Annotated in this window: 22 protein-coding genes; 15 read left to right on the top strand and 7 right to left on the bottom strand. The window is 71.9% G+C overall.

Annotated features, from left to right (window positions below):
- Positions 1–13: 13 nt before the first annotated feature.
- Both ACIBMZ_RS08585 and ACIBMZ_RS08580 read right to left on the bottom strand, forming a co-directional pair.
- On the bottom strand, positions 14–688 hold the full coding sequence (locus tag ACIBMZ_RS08585; RefSeq protein ID WP_396691966.1) for a response regulator: 675 nt from the start codon (positions 686–688) through the stop codon (positions 14–16).
- On the bottom strand, positions 685–1,761 hold the full coding sequence (locus tag ACIBMZ_RS08580; protein WP_396691965.1) for a sensor histidine kinase: 1,077 nt from the start codon (positions 1,759–1,761) through the stop codon (positions 685–687). Before ACIBMZ_RS08580 ends, ACIBMZ_RS08585 begins: the two co-directional genes overlap by 4 nt.
- A 500-nt stretch (positions 1,762–2,261) precedes the next feature.
- Here ACIBMZ_RS08580 and ACIBMZ_RS08575 point away from each other — a divergent pair, with 500 nt between their 5' ends.
- Positions 2,262–3,020, top strand: a complete 759-nt coding sequence (locus ACIBMZ_RS08575; RefSeq protein WP_396691964.1) for a hypothetical protein — start codon at positions 2,262–2,264, stop codon at positions 3,018–3,020.
- A gap of 12 nt (positions 3,021–3,032) precedes the next feature.
- On the opposite strand, the gene ACIBMZ_RS08570 is transcribed toward ACIBMZ_RS08575, so the two are convergent.
- Positions 3,033–3,722, bottom strand: coding sequence for a TetR/AcrR family transcriptional regulator C-terminal domain-containing protein (locus ACIBMZ_RS08570; RefSeq protein ID WP_396691963.1), 690 nt, complete (start codon positions 3,720–3,722; stop codon positions 3,033–3,035).
- 192 nt (positions 3,723–3,914) lie between these two features.
- Here ACIBMZ_RS08570 and ACIBMZ_RS08565 point away from each other — a divergent pair, with 192 nt between their 5' ends.
- Both ACIBMZ_RS08565 and ACIBMZ_RS08560 read left to right on the top strand, forming a co-directional pair.
- Positions 3,915–4,613 carry a DUF4386 domain-containing protein gene (locus tag ACIBMZ_RS08565; RefSeq protein ID WP_396691962.1) on the top strand — a complete coding sequence of 233 codons (699 nt, stop codon included), beginning with the start codon at positions 3,915–3,917 and terminating at the stop codon, positions 4,611–4,613.
- A 158-nt stretch (positions 4,614–4,771) separates the two neighbouring features.
- Complete coding sequence (locus tag ACIBMZ_RS08560; RefSeq protein WP_396691961.1) at positions 4,772–5,230, top strand: hypothetical protein; 459 nt, start codon at positions 4,772–4,774, stop codon at positions 5,228–5,230.
- A gap of 59 nt (positions 5,231–5,289) precedes the next feature.
- Here the strand turns inward: ACIBMZ_RS08560 and ACIBMZ_RS08555 are convergent, their stop codons facing one another.
- The gene (locus ACIBMZ_RS08555; RefSeq protein WP_396691960.1) at positions 5,290–7,674 is read right to left on the bottom strand and encodes a glycoside hydrolase family 65 protein; all 2,385 of its coding nucleotides are present in this window, start codon (positions 7,672–7,674) and stop codon (positions 5,290–5,292) included.
- A gap of 58 nt (positions 7,675–7,732) precedes the next feature.
- The gene (locus ACIBMZ_RS08550) at positions 7,733–8,434 is read right to left on the bottom strand and encodes a prepilin peptidase (protein ID WP_396692698.1); all 702 of its coding nucleotides are present in this window, start codon (positions 8,432–8,434) and stop codon (positions 7,733–7,735) included.
- A 704-nt stretch (positions 8,435–9,138) separates the two neighbouring features.
- Here ACIBMZ_RS08550 and ACIBMZ_RS08545 point away from each other — a divergent pair.
- The 12 genes from ACIBMZ_RS08545 (at position 9,139) to ACIBMZ_RS08490 (ending at position 18,172) form a co-directional block, all read left to right on the top strand.
- Entirely contained in the window at positions 9,139–9,714 is a 576-nt protein-coding gene (locus ACIBMZ_RS08545) for a hypothetical protein (protein ID WP_396691959.1), read from the top strand.
- A gap of 59 nt (positions 9,715–9,773) precedes the next feature.
- Positions 9,774–10,679 carry a hypothetical protein gene (locus ACIBMZ_RS08540; protein ID WP_396692696.1) on the top strand — a complete coding sequence of 302 codons (906 nt, stop codon included), beginning with the start codon at positions 9,774–9,776 and terminating at the stop codon, positions 10,677–10,679.
- Positions 10,676–11,347, top strand: coding sequence for an SAF domain-containing protein (locus ACIBMZ_RS08535; protein ID WP_396691958.1), 672 nt, complete (start codon positions 10,676–10,678; stop codon positions 11,345–11,347). The genes ACIBMZ_RS08540 and ACIBMZ_RS08535 overlap by 4 nt, the downstream gene beginning before the upstream one ends.
- 2 nt (positions 11,348–11,349) lie before the next feature.
- A complete protein-coding gene (locus ACIBMZ_RS08530; protein WP_396691957.1) occupies positions 11,350–12,150 on the top strand; it encodes a ParA family protein in 801 nt (266 codons plus the stop codon).
- On the top strand, positions 12,140–13,669 hold the full coding sequence (locus ACIBMZ_RS08525) for a CpaF family protein (RefSeq protein ID WP_396691956.1): 1,530 nt from the start codon (positions 12,140–12,142) through the stop codon (positions 13,667–13,669). The genes ACIBMZ_RS08530 and ACIBMZ_RS08525 overlap by 11 nt, the downstream gene beginning before the upstream one ends.
- 3 nt (positions 13,670–13,672) lie before the next feature.
- On the top strand, positions 13,673–14,575 hold the full coding sequence (locus ACIBMZ_RS08520; protein ID WP_396691955.1) for a type II secretion system F family protein: 903 nt from the start codon (positions 13,673–13,675) through the stop codon (positions 14,573–14,575).
- Positions 14,572–15,435, top strand: a complete 864-nt coding sequence (locus tag ACIBMZ_RS08515) for a type II secretion system F family protein (RefSeq protein ID WP_396691954.1) — start codon at positions 14,572–14,574, stop codon at positions 15,433–15,435. The genes ACIBMZ_RS08520 and ACIBMZ_RS08515 overlap by 4 nt, the downstream gene beginning before the upstream one ends.
- A 102-nt stretch (positions 15,436–15,537) precedes the next feature.
- Positions 15,538–15,732 (top strand): hypothetical protein, encoded by a 195-nt coding sequence (locus ACIBMZ_RS08510; RefSeq protein WP_396692694.1) that lies wholly within the window; start codon positions 15,538–15,540, stop codon positions 15,730–15,732.
- A 3-nt stretch (positions 15,733–15,735) separates the two neighbouring features.
- Positions 15,736–16,182, top strand: a complete 447-nt coding sequence (locus tag ACIBMZ_RS08505) for a TadE/TadG family type IV pilus assembly protein (protein ID WP_396691953.1) — start codon at positions 15,736–15,738, stop codon at positions 16,180–16,182.
- Positions 16,164–16,631 carry a TadE/TadG family type IV pilus assembly protein gene (locus ACIBMZ_RS08500; protein WP_396691952.1) on the top strand — a complete coding sequence of 156 codons (468 nt, stop codon included), beginning with the start codon at positions 16,164–16,166 and terminating at the stop codon, positions 16,629–16,631. The genes ACIBMZ_RS08505 and ACIBMZ_RS08500 overlap by 19 nt, the downstream gene beginning before the upstream one ends.
- Positions 16,628–17,053, top strand: coding sequence for a pilus assembly protein TadG-related protein (locus ACIBMZ_RS08495; RefSeq protein ID WP_396691951.1), 426 nt, complete (start codon positions 16,628–16,630; stop codon positions 17,051–17,053). Before ACIBMZ_RS08500 ends, ACIBMZ_RS08495 begins: the two co-directional genes overlap by 4 nt.
- A gap of 15 nt (positions 17,054–17,068) precedes the next feature.
- Positions 17,069–18,172, top strand: a complete 1,104-nt coding sequence (locus ACIBMZ_RS08490; RefSeq protein ID WP_396691950.1) for a LysM peptidoglycan-binding domain-containing protein — start codon at positions 17,069–17,071, stop codon at positions 18,170–18,172.
- Between the two features lie 111 nt (positions 18,173–18,283).
- Here the strand turns inward: ACIBMZ_RS08490 and ACIBMZ_RS08485 are convergent, their stop codons facing one another.
- A complete protein-coding gene (locus ACIBMZ_RS08485) occupies positions 18,284–19,135 on the bottom strand; it encodes a Rieske 2Fe-2S domain-containing protein (RefSeq protein WP_396691949.1) in 852 nt (283 codons plus the stop codon).
- A 182-nt stretch (positions 19,136–19,317) separates the two neighbouring features.
- A complete protein-coding gene (locus tag ACIBMZ_RS08480; protein WP_396691948.1) occupies positions 19,318–23,604 on the bottom strand; it encodes a discoidin domain-containing protein in 4,287 nt (1,428 codons plus the stop codon).
- Positions 23,605–23,701 lie beyond the last annotated feature (97 nt).

Raw genomic sequence — 23,701 nt, 5'->3', positions numbered from 1 at the left:
TGGCGGCTGCGGGTCAGCGGGAGAGCCGCTGCCCGTCGGAGATGATCCGGCGGGCGACCGCCTTGCGGATCGCGTCCACCCGGGACACGGCGTTGAGTTTGGCGTACGCGTTGGTGAGATGCCGTTTCACGGTGGCCTCGGTGATGAGCAGCCGGGAGGCGATCTGCTGGTTGCTCAGCGCACTCGCGGCGAGGACCAGGACCTCCCGTTCACGCTGGGTCAGCGCGGTGCCCGGCCCGCCCGAGCCGGGCGGCCGGCGGTCCAGTTGCTCGACCGTGCCGCGCGAGACCGCCAGCAGGACGTTCGCCGACGGCCCGCGCACCGACCGGACCGCCGCCAGCAACTCGTCGCGCAGGATCGTCTTCAACAGGTACGCGCTGGCGCCCGCCTCCAGCACCTCACGGACCAACTCGGCGTCGTCGTGCATGGTGAGCACGATGATCTGCACCTCGCGACGCTGGTGCAGCACCTGCCGGATGGTCTCGGTGACACCCGCTCCGGGCATCTCCACGTCGAGCAGCAGCACGTCCGGCTGGTGGGCGACGACCAGCTCGACCGCCTCCGGGCCGCTGCCGCCCTCGCCGACGATCTGGATGCCCGGATCGGTGCCGAGCACCTCCTTGAGGCCCTCGCGGAACAGGTTGTGGTCGTCCACCACCACCACGCGGATGATGCCCGACGTGCTCATCCTTCGGGGCCGTAGAGCGGCACCTCGACCGCGACAACCGTGCCGCTGCCGGGTGCCGAGGTGATGGTGAACCGGCCGTTGAGCAGGTCGGCGCGCTCGGCCATGGACCGTAGCCCGAAACCGGCGGTCTGCGCGTCGATCAGGTCGAAGCCGCGACCGTCGTCGACCACCTCGGCGTTGATCGCGTCCTCGGTGGCGACGATCGTGATGCGCAGCTCGGTTGCCTCGCCGTGCCGTACCGCGTTGCGCGCGGCCTCGCGCAGGATGAGGTACAACTCCTCACCGACCTCCCGGGGCATGACCTTGACGTCACCGGTGACGGTCAGCCCGGTACGGATGGTGGCCGGCACGCTGGACGAGAGGTAGCCCCGCAGGGCCGGCTCGATGCCGTCCGCGCCGAACGAGCGGCGCAGCTCGGCGGTCAACTCCTGCACGGTCTGCAGCGCCTCCCGCATCTCGTGCATCGCGGCGCCGACCTTGGCGTCGGCCCGCGGCCGGTCGTGCGCGCCGTAGTGCCGGGACAGGTCGAGGTGTTGTAACGAGAGGCCGATCGAGTGGCCGAGCCGGTCGTGCAGGTCACGGGCGATCCGGCGACGCTCCTCGCGGCGCGACGCCTGCAACTTCTCGATCAGGTAGTTCACGTACGCCAACGAGGAGAGCGACACCCGTCGGGCGATGGCGTCGTGCAGGGCGAGGGCGACGGCAGCGACCCGGGCCGGGTCGGTGATGACGTGACGTCGCAGGATGATCGGCAGCGCGACCTCGAAGAGCAGCGCGGCGGCCCGCAGCGACTCGATCGGATGGATGTTGCGCAACGCGCGGTCCACCCCGATCTCGGTGGGCAGCAACGCATGATCGACGACTTCGTCGATCTCGGCGGGCGGGTCGACGATCGGCGCCGGAAGGTCGAACTGCTCCACCACGTCGGCGACGATCGCGTGGACGTTGCGCCGCAACTGACCGAGCACCGGAGCATTACGGGTCAGTGCGATCGAAGCGGACTCCAGACGCCGATGATGCTCGCGAAAGATCTCTTCGGCCAGTCCGTCGTGCGTACCTGTCTGAAAGCCCACGTGCTATCCCTGTATTCGATTCCACCGATTAGGCCCACTGATATTCCTACTGCCGTGTCCCCGTGCGTGGATCCGATTTCGGGCTTGTTTCATGGGAGCGCTCCCGAGGCGTTCACTCTAACAGGAGACATGGATCACAGCAAGCAAGGTGCGCCCTTACCGGCATGGTCGACGCGCGCCGAGTGGCCGCCCGAGCACGGTCGACCGCCGTCTACAGCAGGCAGGACCGTCGATTTCCGATCGACCGCCGTGGCGGCGATAAGACCGTTTTAAGCCGACCGGTTGGCAGATATTGGGAAACCGAGGTGTGCGACCCGAGAAGTGATCGATCAAATTGACGACCGGCTTACGTCGAACGGCGGCAGACAATTGACCGAAAGGTGGAGCCGCGTGCCCGACGATCCCGGCGACGGCCGCCGTTCGTCCCCTGTGGACGACGAGTTCCACCGCGCGGCGCGCCGAGTCGACGGACTGTCGCAGGGGTACGCCATGCTGCGGCCATGAACTCGTCGCCGCAGTGGCTCAGCCGCTACCGCAGGGGCCAACGGGAGCAGGTCTGGCACGAGCTGCACCAGTGGGGCAGCAGGATCCGGCTCCGCCCCGAGCTGGCCGAGGAGGCGCAGTCCGTCTGCGACGAGATGGCCCACCGGGCCCGGCAGAACGTCGAGGTGCTGGTGGCGCGGCTGACCGCAGCCGGCTACCGGTTCCACGAGAACGACGACGAGGAGACGCCGGTGACGCGCCCGCACGTCCCGCCGACCACACAGGCCGACGCGCACGCCGACTGGCTCCGGGACCGGTTCGAGGCGGTGCCGATGACGGTGTGCTCCTGGGTCCGGCTGGTGGGCGACGTGTGGCTGGTCGGCACGCATCCGGAGTGGGCCGCCTCGGCGTCGGCCGACCCGCTGGTGATCGAGCTGGAGGGGTCCCGCCACCCCGACGGGTCGTCCCTGCGCGAGTACTACGACGAGGAGTGGGCGCAGTGGCAGGAGGAGCAGGACACCGAGGAGGAGTCCGGGGTGTTCGTGCTCCCGGTCGCGCCGGACCGACTGCACAAGGAGAACACCAGCGGCGGCGAGCCGTACGGCTTCGTGCTGCCCGACGGGGCCACGGACGGCCTGTTCGCCGGTGAGACGATCACCTCCTTCGTCGGCTACCTGAACCACGTCTTCGGCAGCGGCGGCTTTCCCTGGCCCACCGGGTCGGAGAGCGAGTGGCAGGTCAAGAGCGGCCTGGCCGAGGACCTCCTGCCGCTCTGACCGCTGCGGGCGTCACCCCCGGGCTCGTTCGAGGCCGCCGAAGAGCAGGTCGAGGGTGAACTCGAACTCGGTCTGCGAGTCGCACCAGCCGAGCGTGGGATCGTCCGCCTCGTGCACCTCGGCGGCCACCATCGCCGTCAGGTGGGGCAGCTTCTCGGCCATCGCGGCCAGCTCCGCCTCGGCGACCTCGACATCGGTCGCCCCACCGGCCGCGGCCGGGCGGAACACCTCCTGGGCGAAGCCGAGCGCGAGACTGCCGAACGCGTGCAGGGCACGGTGGGCGATGCGATAGGAGAAACCGCCGTCGCGCAACGTGGCGATGATCTGGTCGTAGTAGGCGTACACACCGGGCGGCACGGTCGGGCGGGAGCCGAGTAGGCCGGGTGCCCACGGGTGGCGCAGCATCACCGCGCGGGCGGCGAGGAAGCGCTGTCGCAGACGCGTACGCCAGTCGTCGCCAGCCACCGTCGCGTCGGCCGCCTCCGCCGCGGCCTCGATCTCGGCGATGACCGCCTCTACCAGGCCGTCGAGCAGCCCCTCCTTGCCCGGCAGGTGGTAATAGAGCGACATCGCCTCGACGCCGAGCCCGGCGGCCAGACGGCGCATGGTCAGCGCGGCCAGCCCCTCCGCGTCCACCAGCGCGATCGCCGCGGCGAGGGCCCGCTCCCGACTCAGCGGCTCCCGAGGTCTTCTCGCTCCCATCCGGCCCCCATCTTCCCTTTACCTTACATCGTATGGTTGCCTTACGTCGTAAGGCACCGTGTTCCCGACCCGGCACCGCTTGCCCGATCCGACACCGCCCTTTCTCACCCGGCACCGCCTTGCCGACCCGACATGGCCTTGCCGACCCGACACCGGCCGCGCCGCCGACGCGCACCCCGAAGGAGCCTTCCCATGCACCCGTTGATCCGCACCGCCCGCGCGACCGGGTTGTTCTACCTCAGCCTCGCCATCGCCGGCGCACTGGGTTTCCTCACCATCCGGCCCCGGATCCTCGCCGCCGGTGACCCCGACGCCACCCTGGCCCACCTGGCCGGCAACGAGTCCCTCGCCCGCGTCGGCATCGCTCTCGAACTGCTCGTGGTGCTCGCCCAGACGTGCACCGCCGTCTGGTTCTACCGCCTGTTCCGCGCCGTCGACGCCACCACCGCCGGCAGCATCGCCGTGTTCGGCATGGTCAACGCCGTCGCGATCCTGGGCAGCGCGGCGTTGCTCGCGACCGCCGTCCAGGTGGCCACCGACCCGTTCGGCGACGCCGCCTCCACCGTGCAACTGCTGTACCTGATCAGCGGTGACCTCTGGACGGTCGGCGGAATCTTCTTCGGCCTCTGGCTGATCCCGATGGGCTGGTGCGTGCTCCGGTCCGGCTGGCTGCCCCGCGCCCTCGGCTGGACCCTCGTCGTCGGCGGCGTCGGCTACGTGCTCAACACGTTCGTCACCTACCTCGTACCCGATGCCGGGATCCTCGCCGACCTGCTCGTCGTCCCGGCGACCGTGGGCGAGTTCTGGATCCTCGGCTACCTGATCGTCCGGGGCGTACGACGGTCGGCGCTGACCGAACCGGCGCGGGCCACCGCCGCGACGGCCGCCTGAACGCCGCTGACACCGCGACCACCGTCGCCGAGACACGGCAGCGGGACACGACGGCGCGCCGATGCGCGGACCGGCCGGGCCGTCGTGTCGTTGATCCGGTTGTGCCCGCCGCCCACCGGCCACCACGGTGGGGGCGCCGACGACCGGAAGGGACGCCGATGACCAGTGAACGCGAGACCGTGGAGGTCGACCCCGCGCTGTTCCAGGCCGTCTACGACTCACCCGCGTCGCTGCCCGGGCGGCACCGGTGGACCACTCCGGAGGCCGACGTCCGGCGGATCGAGAAGCTGCTCGGTATGCCGCCACGCACCATCGGCGCACCGCTCTGGGTCAGCGGCGACCAGCCGGACTGTCCCAAGTGCGGTCGCCGGATCACCTGGTACGACATCGTCGCCTCGGCGTTGAAGGGCGTCCACGACCCGGCGATGATCGCCACCGTGATCCTCGGCGACCGCCGGTACGTCAACACCGGACTGCCCGCCGCCATCCCCGACGTCCGCTGCACCGACTGTCGCTCACCGATCGACGGGCTTCGCAGCTTCAAGTGCCACAACTGGGCGTACGCCTTCGAGGAGCTGACGGCGATCCAGCAACGCATGGCCGGCACCCAGACGTAAGGAAGGGTCCCCTGCTATACACCGGGCGTTAGCAGGGGGCCCTTCCTTTCACACGGCCCCTACGCGGCGGCGGCGCGACGGGCGGGCCGGCGGCCGGGAGGGGCGGTCGGCTCGTCGCCGAAGTCCGGCACCGACGGCATCCGTCGGCGGGCCGGGGCACCGGCGACCACCCGTACCCGCTCGCCGAGATGCCAGAGGTCGACGGCGGTGTCGCCCGGGGCGTCGGGCAGTTCGTAGCGGGCCTCGTCGGCGGTGAGGGTGACCAGCAGCCGGTGCCCGTGCCAGCACAGGCTGAACGCCAGCCGCTCGATCCGGTCGGGCAGCCGGGGATCGAACGAGAGCAGCTCACGGTCGTCGCGCATGCCGCCGAAGCCCTGCACCAGCGCCAACCACGAGCCGCCCAGCGAGGCCAGGTGCAGCCCGTCGCCCGTCTTGTCACCGAGGTCCAACAGGTCCTGCAACACCGACTCGGCGAACAGGTCGTACGCCAGGTCGAGGTGACCCAGTTCGGCCGCGAGCACCGCCTGCGGCGCGGCGGACAGCGACGAGTCCCGGACCGTACGCGCCTCGTAGTAGGCGAAGTTGGCCGCCTTCTCCTCCACGGTGAACTCCCCGGGGCAGCGCAGCATGGCCAGCACCAGGTCGGCCTGCTTGACCACCTGGCGGCGGTACAGCTCCAGGTAGGGGAAGTGCAGCAGCAGCGGATAGTCGTCGTCGCCGGTGTCGTCGAAGTTCCACTCCGGTTGGCTGGTGAAGCCGGCCGCCTGCTGGTGCACCCCACGCTTGGCGTCGTACGGCAGCACCATCGCGTCGGCCGCCGCCCGCCAACCGGCCACCTCGGCCGGGTCCACGCCCAACCGACCGGCCGCCTCCGGATACCGCGCGACGGCGTCCGCCGCACCGCGCAGGTTCCGCCGGGCCATCAGGTTGGTGAACGCGTTGTCGTCGACGAGTGCGGCGTACTCGTCCGGGCCGGTGACCCCGAAGATGTGGAAGCCGCCGTCGTCGGTGAAGTGCCCGAAACCGCGCCACAGCCGGGCGCTCTCCACCAGCAGTTCCAGCCCGGCCCCAGCCCGGAACTCCTCGTCGCCGGTGGCGGCGACGTAGCGCAGCACCGCGTCGGCGATGTCGGCGTTGACGTGCAGCCCGGCGGTGCCGGCCGGCCAGTAGCCGGAACACTCCTCGCCGCCGATGGTCCGCCACGGGAAGGTGGCACCGGTCAGCCGCAGTTCCGCCGCGCGATCCCGCGCCCGGGGCAGGTGTGCGTGCCGCCAGCCCAGGGCGGACCGGGCGACACCGGGAGCCACGTACGTCAGGACCGGCAGCACGTACTGCTCGGTGTCCCAGAGCACGTGTCCGTCGTACCCGTTGCCGGTCAGTCCCTTGGCCGGGATGCACAACGGACCGTCGGGGCGGCCCGCCTGGATCAGGTGGAACATGGCGAACCGGATCGCCAGTTGGAGTTCCTCGTCGCCGTCGAGCACCACGTCGGCGGTCTGCCAGGCGGTGTCGAGGGCGGCCCGTTGGTCGGCGAGCAGGGTGTCGAAGCCCGCCGTACGGGCCGCGTCCGCCTCGGCGGTCACCTGGTCGGCGAGTTCCTCGGCGTCGGTGCCGTCGACCGGTGCCCACTCGTACGCCACGAACTTGGTGAGGCGTACCCGTGCGCCGGCCCCGACGGTTCCGGTGAGGGTGAGTCGGATCCGGTCCTCGGTGGCGTCGGTGCTGGTGGCGATCTCGTCGGGGGCCGACAGGCGGTGCGCCACGGCGACGGCGATCCGCTGGTCACTGTGCTCGGTGCGGTGCACCAGTACCCCGTCGACGCCGTCGGCGTGGTGCCGCTCGGCGGTCAGCGGGTCGTGGATGATCGACGCGGCCCGGGGGTCGTCGGCGCGCTCCGGGACTCGCTCGTTGGCCAGCAGGTCGGCGCAGATCCGCAGCTCGACCGCCTCGTCCAGGGGTTCCACCGTCCAGTCGAGGGCGGCGACCCGGCGGCGCGGCAGCGACACCAGTCGAGTGCTGCGGACCCGCACCCCGTGTCCGGCCGGCGAGATCCATTCGGTGACCCGTTGGAGCACCCCGGCCCGCAGGTCGAGCACCTGTTCGTGGGTGCGCAGGGTCCCGGTGCGGACGTCCAGCGGTTCGCCGCCGACCCAGAGCCGGACGAGGGTGGCGTTCGGCGCGCTGATCACGCTGTCGCTGAGCTGCGGGAAGGCGTAGCCGTCCTCGGGGTAGTCGAGCGCCCGCCGTTCGTGGAACCCGTTGAGGTAGCTGCCCGGCATGTCGCAGGGGTCGCCCTCGTCCAGCGTTCCGCGCCAGCCGAGCCAGCCGTTGCTCAACGCGAAGATCGATTCGGTCTCGCCGAGCCGGTCCAGGTCGTCCTGGGTGCGGACGATCCGCCACCGGCCGTCCGACGTCGGTGACGGCCGGTCGGGGGTGCTCTGCACAGCGCCTCCTGGGGTGCGACGACGAGCCCTGCGGACCGTCATTTCCCCGCCGGCCCGCTCACCACACCAGCAGCAGCGCCCCCAGGGTGCCGAGCACCAGGTACGGCCCGAACGGCAGGTGGCTCGACCAACGGGCCCGTCCGGTGACCAGCAGGGCCAGCGCCACCAGCCCGGAGAGGACCAGCGCGAGCAGCAGCCCGGTCACGAGCAGGCTCCAGCCATACCAGCCGAGCAACGCGCCCGCGCTGAGCGCGAGCTTGGCGTCGCCGATGCCGAACCCGCGCGCACCGAGCAGCAGCGTGGTGACCGCGAAGAAGAGGGCCAGCCCGAGCCCGGCAGCGACGGCGCGCCACCAGGGCGTGGCCCCGGCACCGGTCAGCGCGGCGACGCCGAGCAGCAGCCAGATGCCCGTCGCGGCCGGCCAGGTGAGCCGGTCCGGCAGCCGGTGCACCGCGAGATCGACGAAGACCAGGGGAATCGCGAAGGCCAGCCACCACGCGGCTGCGGCGAACTCGGCGACCGGCGGGCGGGTCAGCAGCAGCCCAGCGAGGACGGCCACGGCGACCAGCTCGACGCTGCCGGGTGGCGCGCCGACCCGCGCGCCGCATCCGTCGCAGCGGGCGGTCGGCCCGAGCGCCGGCCACGGCCGGGCCAGGCTGATCGGGGCGCCGCATGCCTCGCAGGCGGACCTGCTGCCGACCTCGGCGGGTACGGCGAACCGCGCGATCGCGTACCGCATCGGCGGGGTGATCGCCAGCATGGCCAGGGCACGCCGACCCGGCCGGCGGGTGGCCGAGGCGTCCGACGGTGGGTGTTCGGCCGGTGCCCGCTCGCGGAGCGGCGGGCTCGGGTCGCGCCGGCTCATGCGGCAGACTCCGCAGTCGACCCCACCACGGACCGTAGTGTGTCCGCTCGGTGCGAGTGGTGGAACGAACGTCGGGCCGGGGCTCCTCCGGCTCTCACGGAGTGTCGACCGAAACGCGCCGGACCGACTGACGCAATTCCCATGGAATGCAATTGGCGCGATAACAAGCCCGAAATGACCGGGGACAGATCGGACCACATGCCATTTCCCGTCACATGACGAACGGCTGATCGACCGCTCCACGAACGACGGCTCGGCACGACCGACCGTACGCGTCCGCCCGACGCTCCGGGCGTCACGACCGATACCCGCAACCTACCGGTAACCACCCGACACCACCACCATCCATGACTCAGCGTGTTCGGTTGAATTGCCTCTGTTGCATCGGCCGGCATCAGCTTATGCTCGCCCCTTGGACGTGGCGCAACCCATGTCGACGGGGGCAGCACCAGCCAGGCAGTGCATTTATAGAAATCTACACAGGTAAATGCGGCTGCGATTCGGGCAGGACCGGGGAATGGCCCTCCGGTCGTACTACCGCACGCCTGGGAAACGCCGGCGACGGCGGTCGCCGGATCAGCACCGAGGAGGGCACGAAGGTGCGAGCACGGCAGCTCAGTCGCTGGACGGCCGGTCTGGTCGCGGTGGCGGCGGTCGGCACGACCACCGCCTGCGGCGGCGCTCAGCAGGAGGCGACCACCACGACACCGGCCGAGCGACGCGGGACACCGGCCGACACGCAGCGGGTGGCCGAGGAGAAGGCCGCCGAGAAGGCGGCGCTGGCGGCCTACACCGGCTATCTCACCGCCTCCCGCACAGCGAGCCGCCGGAGCGACCCGCAACATCCGGACCTGACCCGCTTCCTCGGTGACCCGCTGCTGACCCGGGTCCGGCTCAGCCTGGTCAAGGCCCGGGACAACGGTGCCGTCAGCGTCGGCACGATCCGCTCCGACCCCGCCGTGACCTCGGTCAACCTGGACGCCTCGCCGCCCACCGTGGAGATCCAGGACTGCCTCGACGCGACCGGCTACCGGCTGGTCTACCGCAACGACGAGAAGAAGACGGTGCCCGGCACCCGGGGCTCCCGACACCTGGCCACCGCCACCGCCCTGCGCTACCCCGACGGTCGCTGGCTGATCAGCGCCGGGGCCGCCCACCGGGACCAGCCGTGCTGACCGCGGGCGCGACGCGAGCCCCACGGCCCCGGGACGACGACCCGCGTCCCGGTCGTCGGCTGGTCCGCCGGACGCTGCTCGGTAGCGCCCTGGCCCTGCTGCTGCTGACCACCGGGCCGGCGGTGCCGGCACACGCCGACCCCGGCGCCGAGTGTCCGCCCGCCCAGCCCAACTGCAACGTCTGGGACGACGACCCCGGCACCCCCGGCAACGGTGGCAACAACGGCGGTGGGGGCAACAACGGCGGCGACAACGGCGGCGGTGGCGCTGGCGTCTGCCAGTGGAACGGAAAGACCATCCCCTGTTACACCGACCAGTTGGGCTGGTTCAACAGCAACGACGGTTGCTACTACAAGCTCGCTGAGCCGCAGCCGGAGGCCCGCGAGGGCTACCAGTGGTACACGCGCACCTGCAACGGCGGCGATCTCGGTGCCGTGGAGGTCGTCGAACTGCCCGAGGCACCACCGGGCTTCGGGGCCCCGCCGGACCCGGAGGAGTTGGCCCGTCGGGCGTTCGCCTCGATCAGCCTCGTCGCTCCCCGAGCCAGGGTCGCCCCCCGTAAACACATCGGCCCCGGCCTGGTCGGGCTGCCGGTCTGGATGTGGGCGGAGCGCGGCCCGAACCAGTTCGGTCCGCTGACCGCCTCCGCCTCGGACCGCGGTCTGACCGTCAGCATCCGCGCCGAGGTCGACGAGGTCGTCTGGAACATGGGCAACGGCGTCAAGGTCACCTGCAAGGGTCCGGGCACCGCGTACGACCGGGATGGTCGGCACGCCGGCAAGAAGTCCCCGGACTGCGGCTATCACAGCGGCTACCCGAGAGCCGACACGTACGAGGTGCAGGCGACGACGCACTGGAACGTGACGTGGGTGGGCGGCGGCCGGAGCGGCACCATCCCCGGCGTCACCCGCACCACCGGTCCGGTCGAGATCCAGATCAACGAGCTTCAGGTGGTGACCCGATGAGCGTGGCGACCCGCAACGGCAACCCTTCGGTGGACGCGCCGGTCGCCCCGCCCCGGGTGGTCCGCCAGCGTCGGGTACGCCCCGGCCTGCTCGGCCTGGCCGTCCTGCTGATCGCCCTCGGCGGCCTGGGTTCGGCGTTCGCGATCACCTCGGTCCGCGCCACCGGCAGCTACCTCGCCGTGGCGCAGACCGTCGAGGTGGGCAGCGTGCTCGGCGCGGACGACCTGGTGGCCGTGCAGGTGGCCGGTGGGCAGGGGCTCGACCCGGTGCCGTCCGGTCGGCTCGCCGAGGTGATCGGGATGCGGGCGGCCGTCTCGCTCGCCCCGGGGACGCTGCTGACCATGGCGCAGCTCACCGACGACCCGCTGCTCGGCCCCGGCCAGCAGCAGTTCGCCCTCGGGCTGCGCGCGGCCCAGGTCCCCGCGCCGAAGCTCCGCCCCGGCGACCAGGTTCTGCTGGTGAGCACCCCCAACAACAACGACGGCAACAGCAGCGGCGGTGGCTCGTCGAGCGCCACCCGGTTCACCGCCACCGTCACCGACGCGGTCAGCACCGAGGGCCGCGACGAGGTCGTGGTCTATCTGGCGCTCGCCGTTCGGGACGTACCGGCCGTGGTGGCGTTGGCCGCCCAGGACCGGATCGCGGTCGTGCTGACCAAGGCGGCCTGAGTATGGCGATCATCGCGTTGGTCTCGGCCAAGGGCTCGCCGGGGGTGACCACCGCCGCGTTGGCCTGCGCGTTGAGCTGGCACCGGCGACTGGTCCTCGCCGAGTGCGACCCGGCCGGCGGCTCGGTGCTCGCCGGCTACCTCGGCGGTGCGCTGGACGGCCCCCGGGGCATCGGCGAGCTGGCCGTCGGGGAACTGCGCGACGGCAGCCTGGAGTCGACGTTCTGGTCGCAACTGGTCGACCTGGACGCGCCCCGCCGCGAGCGGCTGCTGTTGCCCGGCGTCATCGACCCGGCCCAGGCCGGCAGCGTCATCCCGCTCTGGCAGCGGTTCGCCGACTACTTCAGCGGGCTGGAGCACGGCGACCCGCCGTACGACGTGCTCGTCGACTGTGGCCGGTTGCACGTGGTCGGCACGCCGTGGCCGCTGCTGCGAGCCGCGTCGGTGGTGCTGGTGGTGAGCCGGGCCCGACTGCCCGACCTCTCCGGCACCCGCGCCATGATTCAGACGATCGAGCGGGACTTCGCCGAGCACCGGGTGCAGCCCGGCACGCTCCGGCTGCTGCTGGTCGGCGGCGGCCACGGCAAGACCGAGGTCGGCAAGGCGTTGCACACGCCCGTCATCGCCCGGTTGCCGCACGATCCGCGTACCGCCGAGGTGCTCAGCCTGGGCGGCACCGTCCGGGCGTCGCGGCCGCTGCTGCGCGCGGCCCGGGGCCTCGAGGTGCCGGTCGGCGCGCTGCTGGAACGGCGACGGGCCCGACTGGCTTGGCCGGTGACCCAGGTGGTGCCGGATGCGGTTTGAGCCGGTCTCGTCGGACCCCCGCCGGTTGCCACCCGGCGCGACCTCGACCGCACCGCCGCTGCCCCCGGTCAACGGACGGCACCATCCGCCGATGCCGGCCCCCGTCGCACCGGTGGCACCCGAGCCGCCGCCCCGGCCCCGGGTGGACTTCCAGATCGTCCGCGAGCTGCGTCGCGAGTTGAGCGAGCGGCTCACCCGCTGGCAGCGCGGCCGGGAGTTCACCGTCGACGAGGAGGACACCGAGCGGGCCCGGCTCGCGGTCGAACTGGTCGCCGAGTACGCCGACTCGGTGCGCCGGGCCGGCACGCCGATGGCCGCGGGCGAGGAGCGGCTGCTGCTCGACCAGGTCACCGCCGAGCTGGCCGGTCTCGGTCGGCTCCAGACGCTGCTCGTCGACGACAGCATCGAGGAGGTGCACATCCTCGGCTGCGACCAGGTCCGCATCACCCGGCACGGCGGCGGCGTGGACTGGGCCGATCCGATCGCGGACAGCGACGACGAGCTGGTGGAGATCCTCCAGGCAGCCGCCCGCCGGGCCGGCGCCACCGAGCGTTCGCTGTCCACCTCGAAGCCCACCCTGGACCTGCAACTGCCCGACGGCAGCCGGTTGGCCGCGGTGTTCCTGGTCAGCCACCGTCCGTACGCGGTGATCCGCAAGCACAACACGCTCGATGTGACCCTGGACGACCTGGCCGGGGCGCGGGGCGACCTGGACGAGATGATCGACCCGCTGCTGCGGGACTTCCTCCGCGCGTCCATGCGCGCCGGGCTGAACATCATGGTCGCCGGGCTGGCCGGTGCCGGGAAGACCACCGTCATCCGGGCGTTGATGAGCGAGATCGCGCCGGACGAGCCGTACGTGCTGTTGGAGGAGAGCCGGGAGCTGCTGCCGGCCCGACGCGGCGCGCGGCACCGGGCGGTGATGAGCTTCGAGGCACGGGAGGGGCACGGCGAACGTGGGCCGGACGGCCGCCCGGCCGGTGAGGTGAGCATCGCCGACCTGATCCCGGTCTCGCTGCGGATGGGCGTGCTGCGGATCATCGTCGGCGAGGTGCGGTCCCGGGAGATCGTGCCGATGCTCCAGGCGATGACCACCAGTCGGGGCTCGATGTGCACGATCCACGCGCGTACCCCCGGCGGGGTGAGCGAACGGATCATCGAGTTGGCGCTGGCGCACGGCCGCGAGATGACCGTCGACCAGGCCCGCCGGATGGCCGGTAACGCCCTCGACCTCATCGTCTACGTCAACGTGGAGGACGAGACCGGGATCGGTGGCCGCAAGCACCGGTTCGTCTCGCACGTCGAGGAGGTCCTCGGCGTCGGCGAGGCCAGCCGCATCACCACCACCCAGGTGTTCGGCCCCGGTCCGGACGGCCGGGCCGTCCCCCGGCACCTGCCGGAACGGATCCGCGACCAACTGCTGCGGGTCGGCTACGACGCCCGGCTGCTGAGCCGCTGGATCGAGGCCGGCCAGGGCGCGTGGCGACGTCCCAAGCAGACCCGACTCGGGCGGCGGTGACCCGTGCTCGACAACATCCAACTCATCGCGGTGGTCTCCGGGGCGGCCTGCGTGGCCGGGCTGGTGCTCACGGTCGTCGCGCTGGTCGGCACCCGCCGTCCGCCCGGTCCCGCACCCGGCGCGGGTCCGGGGCTCGGTCGGCTGTGGCGCGGCTCCGGCACCACGCTGCGCGAACAGCAGACCCACCAGGCGCTGCTGATCGGCGCGGTGGTCGCGGGCGCACTGGCGTTCCTGGTGACCGGGCTGCCGGTGGTCGGGCTGCTGGTCGCGGTGGCGGTGCCCGGCACGCCCTGGCTGTTCTCGGTCGGACGGGCCGAGCGGCGGGCGATCGCCCGGATCGAGGCGGTCGGCGAGTGGACCCGCCGGCTCAAGGACGTCTCCTCCACCGGACAGGGCCTCCAGCAGGCGATCATCGGCACCGTCGGCACCGCCCCGGAGGAGATCCAGGAGGAGGTACGCCTGCTCGCCGCCCGGCTCCAGGCCGGTTGGCTGGCCCGCTCCGCCCTGCTGGCGTTCGCCGACGAGATCGGTGACCCGGTCTGCGACCAGGTGGTGGCGGCGCTCATCCTGCACCTGACCGACCGGGGCGAACGCCTCGGCGACGTGCTCGGTTCGATCGCCTCGGCGGCGTCCGCCGAGGTCGCCACCCGGCGCGAGATCGAGGCCAAGCGCACCCAACCCCGCTTCGCGGTCCGCTTCCTGACCGGGATGACCCTGGCCACCATCGCGTACGGGCTGCTCAACCGCGAATACGTGCAGCCGTACGACACGCCGTTCGGCCAGGTGGTGATGGCGGTGCTCGGTGCCGCCTTCGTCGGCCTGCTGGCCTGGGTGCGGTCGATGAGCCAGCCGCCGCGACCGGTCCGCTTCCTGCCCGCCCCCGATCCCCGGGAGGTGGTGGCGTGAACCTGCACCTCACCATCGCCGTGCTCGGCGGTGCCGTGGTCGGGCTGGGTGTCTTCCTGATCGTGCGTGAGCTGGTCCCGGCGACCCCGGCGCTGGGTCCGGCGCTGCGTCGGCTGCACCAGCCGCCGGGGACGGCCCGGCTCGCCCCGGCCGACCGCCGGCTGGACTGGCTGACCGGGCTGGCCCGCTGGCTGCGTCCGCCGCACCGGCAACTGGCCCTGCTCGACCGCACTCCCGAGCAGTACGCCCTCTCGCTGCTGCTGTCCGCGTTGATCGGACTCGCCGCACCGGCCCTGCTCGGCTTCACGCTGTTCGCCGTGGGCGTCTCGCTGCCGCTGACCGTGCCGGTGCTGGGCAGCATCGGTCTGGCAGTGCTCTGCGCCCTGGTCGCGCACCGGTCGCTGATCGCCCGCGCCGACGCGGCCCGGGACGAGTTCCGGCAGGCGGTCTGCACCTATCTGGACCTGGTCGCCTTGCAGCTCTCCGCCGCGCACGGCCCGGTGCAGTCGCTGGAGCGGGCCGCCGCCATCTGCGAGGGCTGGGTCTTCGACCGGATCTCCGAGGCGCTGCGGATGGCCCAGATGCAGATGCACTCGCCCTGGGACGAACTCCGCGACCTCTCCGACCGGATCGGCATCCCGGAGCTGGGCGACGTCGGCGCGATCATGCGTTCGTCCGGCAGCGAGGGCGCCCAGGTGCACGAGACGCTGCGCAGCCGCGCCGACTCGCTGCGCGACCAGATCCGCACCGACAACCTGGCCCGCGCCGAGGGGGTGACCAGCCGGCTCGACATTCCCGGCGCGCTGCTGGTCTTCGTCCTGCTCGGCTTCGCCATCTATCCCTTCCTCGCCCGCCTCTGACACTCGACCTCGACCGAAGGAGCCCCGATGTCCGTCCACACCGACCGGGACGTCGCGCTGGGAGCGCGACTGACCGACCTCAGCGACGCGGTGGGCACGCGGATGACCCGCGCGCACGTCGCACTCCGGATCCGCCTGTCCGAGCTGCGCGGTGACCGTGGCGACAGCCCGGTCCCGACCGCAGTGATCATCTTCGGCCTGGTGGCCGTGGCGATGGCGGTCACCGCCGCGGCCCTCGGCGCGGCCAACGACTGGATGAGCAACATCCCGAGGCACCAGAACCCGACGGCGCCCTGACCGATGCGCCGTGCCCTGTTCGCCGGCGGGTGCCGGGCGGTCGCGGCCGTCCGGCACCGTCGGCTGCCCGGCGACGGCGAGCGGGGCGGGAATCCGGTCGAGTTGGCGGTGACGCTGCCGGCGATCCTGCTGATGGTCTTCGCCGCCATCCAGGTCGCCGCCGTCTTCGTGGCCCGTTCCACCGCGTTGCACGCGGCACAGAGCGGGGTGAACGCCGAGCGGCTCGACCAGGCCCCGGCGGGTGCCGGCGAGGAACGCGCCACGCGCTTCCTCGCCCAGGCCGGTGACTGGCTGGTCGACTGGGACGACCCCGGTCCGGACTGCGCCGTCACGGCGACCGACGTGACCTGCACGGTGACCGGTCGGTCGCTCTCGATCGTGCCGGGGGTCAGCTTCTCGGTGCGGCAGACCGCGCACGGCACCGCAGAACGATGGACGAATCCGCCGTGAGCCGGGGCTCGGTGTCGATCGAGGTGGCCGTGCTGGCACCCGCCTTCGTGGCGTTGATGGTGCTGGGCGGGGTCGCCGGGCGTACCGCGATGGCGAGCGAGGCGCTGGAGGCCGCCGCGCACGACGCGGCGCGGGCGGCCTCGATCTCACGGGACGCCACCTCGGCCCGCGACGCGGCCCGGGACGCGGCGCGCCGCCAGCTCGACTGGCGGCGGGTCTCCTGCTCCCGCCTGCCGGAGGTGGAGTTCAGCGGCTCCGTCGACGGCCGGTCCACCACCTTCGACGAGGCGTTCCGCAGTTCCGTCGGGCAGGACGCGGCGGTCACCGTGGAGATCACCTGCCTGGTGTCCTACCAGGACATCAAGATCTCCGCACTGAGGATGCCGGACGGCAACCGGGTCACCGTGTCGTTCACCTCGCCGCTGGACCGCTACCGGAGCCGGGGATGACGGCCGGGCGGGGCGACGCCGGGCGGGTGAGCATCTTCCTCGCCGTGGCGATGATCGGCGTACTCGGCATCATCGGCATGGCGTTCGACGGCGCCGGTCAGCTCCGCACGCTGCAACGCGCCGAGAACCTGGCCGCCGAGGCGGCCCGGACCGGTGGCCAGGCCATCGACCTGGCGACCGCCATCGAGGGCGGTCCGAAACGCATCGACCAGACCGAGGCCCGGTCGGCCGTCGCGGACTACCTCGCCGCCGCCGGGGTCAACAGCCACGCGGTGACCTTCCCGGTGGTCGACGGCGAGACCGTCATCCGGGTACGGGTGTCCGTCACCTACCGCCGGGCGATGCTCGGCCTCTTCGGCTTCTCCAACACCGTCACCGTCTCCGGTGAGGCGACCGCGCGGGCGCTGACCGGGGCTCCCTAGGGAAGGAAGGTAGCCATGGCCGCATCGGGTGGCACCGCCGTACGGCGGGTCGGTCGGGTGCTGACCGGATTCGGCGCGCTGGTGGTGCTGATCGGGCTGCTGGTCGGCGGTCCGATCGCGTTACTGGCGTTCGCCGGCAATCCGCTTCCGGACCACGTGCCCACACTCGCCGAGATCGGCACCACGCTGACCAGCCGGGACGACGGGCAGCTCTTCCTGCGGGCGCTGGCGATCGTCGGGTGGTTCGGCTGGGCCACCTTCGCGCTGTCGGTGCTCGTGGAGTTGGGCGCGCAGTCGCTGCGCCGCCCGGCACCCCGGTTGCCCGGGATGGGTCGGCAACAACGGGCGGCGGCGGCCCTGGTCGGCTCGGTCGCGTTGATCATCGCCGCGAGCCCGGCGGCCACCGCCGCCACCACGGCGTACACCGCGCCCAGCTATTCCGCGCCGGCAGCGGCAGCCACGACGTTCGCCGCACCGGCGACGCTGGCCGGGCCGGCCACGGCGTACGAGCCGGTGACCTCGGGGACGGAACGCGCGACGGCCGACGCGCCGGTCTACCGGGTGGCGAAGGGCGACTACCTCGGCAAGGTCGCCGACCGCTACCTGGACGACTTCGAGGACTATCGGAAGCTGGCCGCGCTCAACAGACTGCGGGACCCGGACCGGATCCGCCCCGGTCAACTGATCACGCTGCCGTCGGACGCGAACGACCAGGGTGCCCGGCCGCACGCCACCGGTCGGCTGGTCGGTGCGCAGGCCCGTCCCGCGCCCGAGCAGTCGCGTCCGACGCCGTCGAAGCCGGACGGCGAGCAGCCGCAGTCCGCCGCGCCCACGCCGCCACCCGCCGCCACCCCACAGGGACGACCGGCACCGCACGACGAGGCACCGGAGGGGCACCCGCCGGTGGTGACGGTGGGTGCGGCACGGGCCGGTGAACCGGACCGGGTGAACCGTCCGCTCGCCATCTCCGCGGTGCTCGCCGTGGCCAGCATCGTCGGGGCGCAGATCGGTGCGGTGCTCGGTCTGCGGCGTCGACCGGTGCCCGTGGCCGCCGCCCGGCAGCCGGTCCGGAGCGGTCCGCCCGCCGAGCTGCCGGTCGGCCGCCACCGCAAGGACTGACCGGGCCCGTCGCACTCCCGCAGGGACTGACCGGGGGCGCTCGCACCCGCTGGGGCGGGCCGCCCTCGGGTGGTCCCGCCGGTGCCGGACGGCGTCACCGGTGGCACCGCCTTACGGCAGTCGGGCCTCCACCCGGCCCTGGACCACCCGGGTCGGCAGGGTCTGCTGGTCGTTCGAGGACGGCCCGTGCACCACCTCGCCGCCGTTGAGACGGAAGGTGCTGCCGTGCCACGGGCAGACCACGCAGGCGTGGCCGTCGATCTCGGTGACCTCGCCCTCGCCGAGCGGTCCGCTCTGGTGCGGGCAGCGTTCCAGCATCACCGTGACGTCGTCGCCGTGCCGATAGAGGATCACCGAGACGTCGTCCACCTTGCGGGTCACCAGTTGCCGCTGCGGCAGCGAGGCCATCTCGGCGACCGAGTGCCAGCCGTCGCTGATCAGGTGCAGGTCCGAGACGCTCACGTTCACCTGCGCACCCTGCTTGTACGCCAGGTGTCCCCCCAGGTACGCGCCGGCACCGGCCGCGCCAAGCCCGAGCCAGCCGAGCGTACGGCCGAGTTGGTGGCGGCCGGCGAACCGCGCGGCCACCGAGCCGGAGTAGAGGACCAGCGCGACGGTGTTCGAGGCGGCGTGCACCAGGCCGACCCGACGCTGGTCACGGGAGAGCGCCGCCCAGTCGTTGAGCCCGGCGACGGCCGCCGGCAACGCGCTCACCGTGCCGATCGTGGTGAGCGTGGTGGCGGCTCGGCGCTGGCCCGGCATCAGGTCCAGGATCGCCGCACTGACCCACGAGCCCACCGGCACCTGCACCATCGCCGGGTGCAGCGGATGGCCCAGCCAGACGCCGTGCAGCAGGTCCCGGACCCGCTGCCCGCGCAGGGTGCCCTGCACCGCTCGCTGCAACCGGTCACCGAACCGGTCCAGCCCGGACGCTTGCTCGATCTTCGTCAACAACGCTCGCACCCGTACCGACTTCCCGCCCTACGCGGTCGCAAACCGGTCGCTTGGGACGAAACGGTGGCGACGGCGGCAGGCCGCACCTCGACACGCCCCGCGATCATGGAGTTGTGGCGTCCCTTCTGCCCCTTCTGTGAGCTCTCGGGGGTGCCACAACTCCATGATCGACGTGAGGGTGGGGGGGTGGGTCAGTTGCGGTTGATGGTGAAGGTGGACGTGGTGTTGCGGATGTCCTGCCAGTTGTCGCTCAGGCGCAGGTTGGTGAAGGTGACCGAGCCGACCGCCGGGCCCTGACCCGCCTCGGGCATCTCGTTGACCCAGATCCCGAAGCCCGACTTGGCGTCGAAGGCGTCACCGCTGCGCCGGGCACCGCTGATCGACACGTTGGTGAAGACCGTGTCGGTGATCGGGTTCTCCGGTTGGCTGCCGGTGTACTTGGTCTGGAACATGATGCCGGAGTAGGTCGGGTCGACGATGTCCACGTCGCTGACGCGGATTCCCCGGAACTCCTTCGACGCGGAGAACACCCAGATCGCCGGGAAGGTCTGCGCGCCCCAGAAATGGCCACCGGCCCGGACCAACGAGATGTTCTCGAACCGGGTCGGTGGGCTGGATCCGAATCCGACGAACGGATACCCGAAGTCCAGCGAGCTGATGGTGATGCCCGAGTACGTCAGCATGTCCGCGATGTAGAGGTTGCGGAACACGTTGTCGTAGCCGCCGTACACCGCGATCCCGGCCGCCCGCCAGGTCAAGGTGGCGGTCAGGTTCTCGAATACGTTGCCGTGGTTACCGGTCGACGCGCCCTGGTCGGTCGCGGAGAACAACGCGAAGGCGTCGTCGCCGTTGGAGCGGCCCTCCGAGTTGCTGACCAGGTTGTCGGTGCTGCCGTTGGTCAGGTTCACCGCGTCGGCGAAGGTGTTCCGGAAGCGGCTGTTGGTGATCTTCAGGCCGCTGACGCTCACCCCCCAGTACGCGCAGACCATGTGCTCGACCCAGACGTTGTCCAGGGTGAGGTCGTCGACGTCCTTGAGTTCGCCCCAGACCTTGCCCGGCCCGTCCTGCCGGACCGTGTAGTTGCCGAAGAACGCCAGGTGGGAGAAGGTCGACCCGCTGGCGCTCGGCTCCACCCGGAACCCGGCGTCGGTGTTCTGCTGCGACGACGGCGTCTGGAACCGGGTGAACCACATGCCGGCGCCGACCACCTTCACCGCCTTGCCGTACACCTGGAACTTCTGCGCGGTCTCGTACGTGCCGGCGGGCAGGTAGACACCGACCAGGTTGCCGGTGGTGTCCATCCGGACCGCGTCCAACGCGCTCTGCACGTCGGCGTGGCTGAACCCGTTGGGCACCCGGTACCGCGCCGGGTCCGGATTCTCCCGGGGCGTCACCTGCTCCAGGTTGACGAAGTCGACGGCGTACGTGGTGGTGTTCGCCGGGTCCTTCTGCAACCGGATCCGGCTGCCGGCCGGGATGGTGGAGTTGAGCAGTACGTTCGCCTCGTCGTAGAGGTGCCGGGGCGGCCCGGCGCTCGGCGAGTCGCTGGGGCTGGCCTCGGCGCCGTACAGCCAGATGTGCTTCGAGGTGAGGCTGATCGGCTTGTGCAGCACCCCGTTGACGTAGATGTTCAACGTCGAGGTGATCCCGCCGCCGTTCGGGGCGTCCGGGATGGAGAAGCGGGTGACCAGGGCGTTGGCCGGTGCCTTGGTGGTCCACTCGACGTACGCGCCGGTGGTGTTGAGGGTGACCGCCCGGCGGCCGGACGCCTCACCGGCCAGGTCACCGATGGTCCGGTTCGGCCCGATCACCTGGGCGCCGCCGCCGACCGAGCCCTCCTCGGCCTCGTAGTGGTCATACGGCAGGTTGGCGCCGCGCCCCACGAACAGCGGACGCTCGCTGGTGTTGTTGGCCCGCTTCACCGGCAGTTCGTTGGCGTCGGCGGCGATCACCACCCGGACGGTGTACCGGCCGTTGGCCGCCGTCCAGGTGCCCAGGTCGACCGGGCTCGCCGTGACGCCCGCGCCGATGCCGCCGCCCGTCGAGCCGGTGAGTGTCCGCACCGCCGTACCGGCGTCGTTGAGCACGGTCAGCGTGATGCCGTGCGAGCCGCTCGCCGAGGCGATGGTGCCCTGGTTGCGCACGGTCACCGTGAAACGGACGGTGGCGCCCGCGCTGGGCGTACCCGGCGACCAGGTGACCGCCGAGGCGACCAGGTCGGAGCTGGCCACCGGAGCGACCGTCAGCCGGGTCGGGTTGGTGTACGAGTTGTTGCCCTCGTTCTGCTCGATGACCGTGTTGGCCGGGTCGACCGTGGCGCTGAGCTGGTAACTGCCCGCGTTCCGGGCGGCGATGGTGGTCGACACGCTCGTCGACGCACCGGCGGCGAGCGCGCCGACGTTCGCCTGGCCGACCTTCGTCCCGTCCAGGGCGAAGTCGACCGTGGTCGCGCCGGAGCCGAGGGTGCCCGCGTTGCGCACGGTGGCGGTGAGCGTGAGCTGGTCGGTCTCCACCGGGTTGGCCGGGGCGGAGGTCACCGTGGTGACGGTGAGGTCCGGGTTCGGTGCCGGGGTGCCGATCACCTGGAGTTCGGCGACCTGCCCGTTGGAGGATCCGGTGTTGGCGGTGAAGGAGAGCCGCACGTCGGCGGCGGTCGCCGAGACCGGGATGGTGACCGTGTTGCTGCCCGCCGGGCTGAACGAGTAGTTCGCCGAGCCGACGAGCGTGCTGAAGCCGGAGGCCGACTGCTCCCGGCCGAGCACCGAGAAGGTCTGGGTTCGCGGACCCCACGCCGGGTCCGGGTTCAGCTTCACCACGATCGCGCTGACGCTGGCGTTGGCGCCGAGGGCGACCGTCAGCGTGCTCGGGTACGCGCCCGGCGCACCCTCCCAGTAGGTGGTGACGTCGTCGTCGACGGCGTTGGCCGCGGCGAAGACGTGCACCATCGACGAGGCGGTGGCCGGCTTGCCGGCGGCCAGGTTGGTGCCGCCGGGCGTGCTGCCGGCACGGGTGACGGTGTTGCTGTTCGCCGAGACGTTGCCCGCCGCGTCCCTGGCCCGGACGAAGTACGACACCGTCGCACCCGCCGACTGCGTGTCCGTGTACACCAACGTCGTCCCCGACACACTCGCCCGCAACGCACCGTTGGCGAACACGTCGTACCCGGTCACCCCGACGTTGTCCGTCGACGCCGACCACGTCAACCGCACCTGCCCACTCCCCGGCTCGGAGAACGCCAGGTTCGTCGGCGCGGTGGGTGCCTGGGTGTCGCCGGAACTGCCGGTGCGGGTGACGGTGTTGCTGTTCGCCGAGACGTTGCCCGCCGCGTCCCTGGCCCGGACGAAGTACGACACCGTCGCACCCGCCGACTGCGTGTCCGTGTACACCAACGTCGTCCCCGACACACTCGCCCGCAGCACACCGTTGGCGAACACGTCGTACCCGGTCACCCCGACGTTGTCCGTCGACGCCGACCACGTCAACCGCACCTGCCCACTCCCCGGCTCGGAGAACGCCAGGTTCGTCGGCGCGGACGGCGGCTGCGTGTCACCGGTGGCCGGCCCGTACACCTCGAACTCGGCCAGTTGCCCCGCCGACCAGCCGGTGTTCGCGGTGACCAGCAGGCGGACGTAGCGGGTGGCCGCCGAGCCGACGGTGATGGTCACCGTGTTGCCGCTGGCCGGGTTGAAGGCGTATCCGGCGGAGGCGACCAGGGTGGTGAAGCTCGTGCCGGTGGTGCTGCCCTGCACGGTCACCGTCTGGGTACGCGCGCCCCACCCGGCGGGCAGCTTGAGCACCAGCCGGTCGATGGTGACCGTGGCGCCCAGGTCCACCTGGATCCACTGCGGGAGGGCGTTGTTCGGGCTCTCCCAGTAGCTGGTCTGGTTGCCGTCGTTGGCGTTGCCGGCGACGTAGACGTCGGCGTGGCCGCTGGCGGACATGGTCCGACCGGCCGCCAGGTTGGTCGAGGACGCGACCGCGCCGTACACCTCCAGCTCGGCCAGTTGGGCGGCGGGCCAGCCGCTGTTCGCGGTGATCGCGATCCGGACGTACCGGGTGCTGGTGGCCGGGAAGTCGAGGGTGACGGTGTTGCCGCCGGCCGGGCTGAAGGCGCGGCCCGCCGACCCGACGATCGTGGCGAAGGTACTGCCGTTGGTGCTGCCCTGCACCGACAGCGTCTGGGTACGGGTTTCCCAGCCGGCCGGCAGCTTGAGCTTGACCTGGTCGACGGAGTGGGCGGAGCCCAGGTCGACCTGCACCCACTGCGGGAGGGCACCACTGCTCTCCCAGTAGGTGCCGGCGTTGCCGTCGGTGACGTTGGCCGCGACGAACGCGCCGTTGACGCTGCTGGCGGTGGCCGCGCGACCGGCGGCCAGGTTGGGTCCACCGGCTGCGGCGGCCGGTGGGGCGGGTGCTGCGGTGAGGACGAGGCCGACCGCGACGAGCACGGCGGTCAGCCGGGTACGGAATCTGGACATGGGGGATCGACACCTTCTTCCGGGGGGTGTGGAGAGGCGTTACCGGGTGGCGCTCTTGCGGCGTGGGTGGGCCCCGCTTCGGCGTGCGGGGCCCACC

It is taken from the genome of Micromonospora sp. NPDC049900 (assembly GCF_044461025.1).
GTDB lineage: Bacteria > Actinomycetota > Actinomycetes > Mycobacteriales > Micromonosporaceae > Micromonospora.
Note: the sequence above shows the minus strand (reverse complement) of the source record. Positions and strands in the feature narration are given on the sequence as shown.

Bases quoted from the DNA above. Each gene is read 5' to 3' on its own strand.
- ACIBMZ_RS08550 (WP_396692698.1), bottom strand. From the start codon at position 8,434: ATGCTGGCGATCACCCCGCCGATGCGGTACGCGATCGCGCGGTTCGCC.
- ACIBMZ_RS08510 (WP_396692694.1), top strand. From the start codon at position 15,538: ATGACCCGCGCGCACGTCGCACTCCGGATCCGCCTGTCCGAGCTGCGC.
- ACIBMZ_RS08535 (WP_396691958.1), top strand. From the start codon at position 10,676: ATGAGCGTGGCGACCCGCAACGGCAACCCTTCGGTGGACGCGCCGGTC.
- ACIBMZ_RS08585 (WP_396691966.1), bottom strand. From the start codon at position 688: ATGAGCACGTCGGGCATCATCCGCGTGGTGGTGGTGGACGACCACAAC.
- ACIBMZ_RS08495 (WP_396691951.1), top strand. From the start codon at position 16,628: ATGACGGCCGGGCGGGGCGACGCCGGGCGGGTGAGCATCTTCCTCGCC.
- ACIBMZ_RS08560 (WP_396691961.1), top strand. From the start codon at position 4,772: ATGACCAGTGAACGCGAGACCGTGGAGGTCGACCCCGCGCTGTTCCAG.
- ACIBMZ_RS08530 (WP_396691957.1), top strand. From the start codon at position 11,350: ATGGCGATCATCGCGTTGGTCTCGGCCAAGGGCTCGCCGGGGGTGACC.
- ACIBMZ_RS08505 (WP_396691953.1), top strand. From the start codon at position 15,736: ATGCGCCGTGCCCTGTTCGCCGGCGGGTGCCGGGCGGTCGCGGCCGTC.
- ACIBMZ_RS08575 (WP_396691964.1), top strand. From the start codon at position 2,262: ATGAACTCGTCGCCGCAGTGGCTCAGCCGCTACCGCAGGGGCCAACGG.
- ACIBMZ_RS08490 (WP_396691950.1), top strand. From the start codon at position 17,069: ATGGCCGCATCGGGTGGCACCGCCGTACGGCGGGTCGGTCGGGTGCTG.
- ACIBMZ_RS08565 (WP_396691962.1), top strand. From the start codon at position 3,915: ATGCACCCGTTGATCCGCACCGCCCGCGCGACCGGGTTGTTCTACCTC.
- ACIBMZ_RS08525 (WP_396691956.1), top strand. From the start codon at position 12,140: ATGCGGTTTGAGCCGGTCTCGTCGGACCCCCGCCGGTTGCCACCCGGC.
- ACIBMZ_RS08480 (WP_396691948.1), bottom strand. From the start codon at position 23,604: ATGTCCAGATTCCGTACCCGGCTGACCGCCGTGCTCGTCGCGGTCGGC.
- ACIBMZ_RS08570 (WP_396691963.1), bottom strand. From the start codon at position 3,722: ATGGGAGCGAGAAGACCTCGGGAGCCGCTGAGTCGGGAGCGGGCCCTC.
- ACIBMZ_RS08500 (WP_396691952.1), top strand. From the start codon at position 16,164: ATGGACGAATCCGCCGTGAGCCGGGGCTCGGTGTCGATCGAGGTGGCC.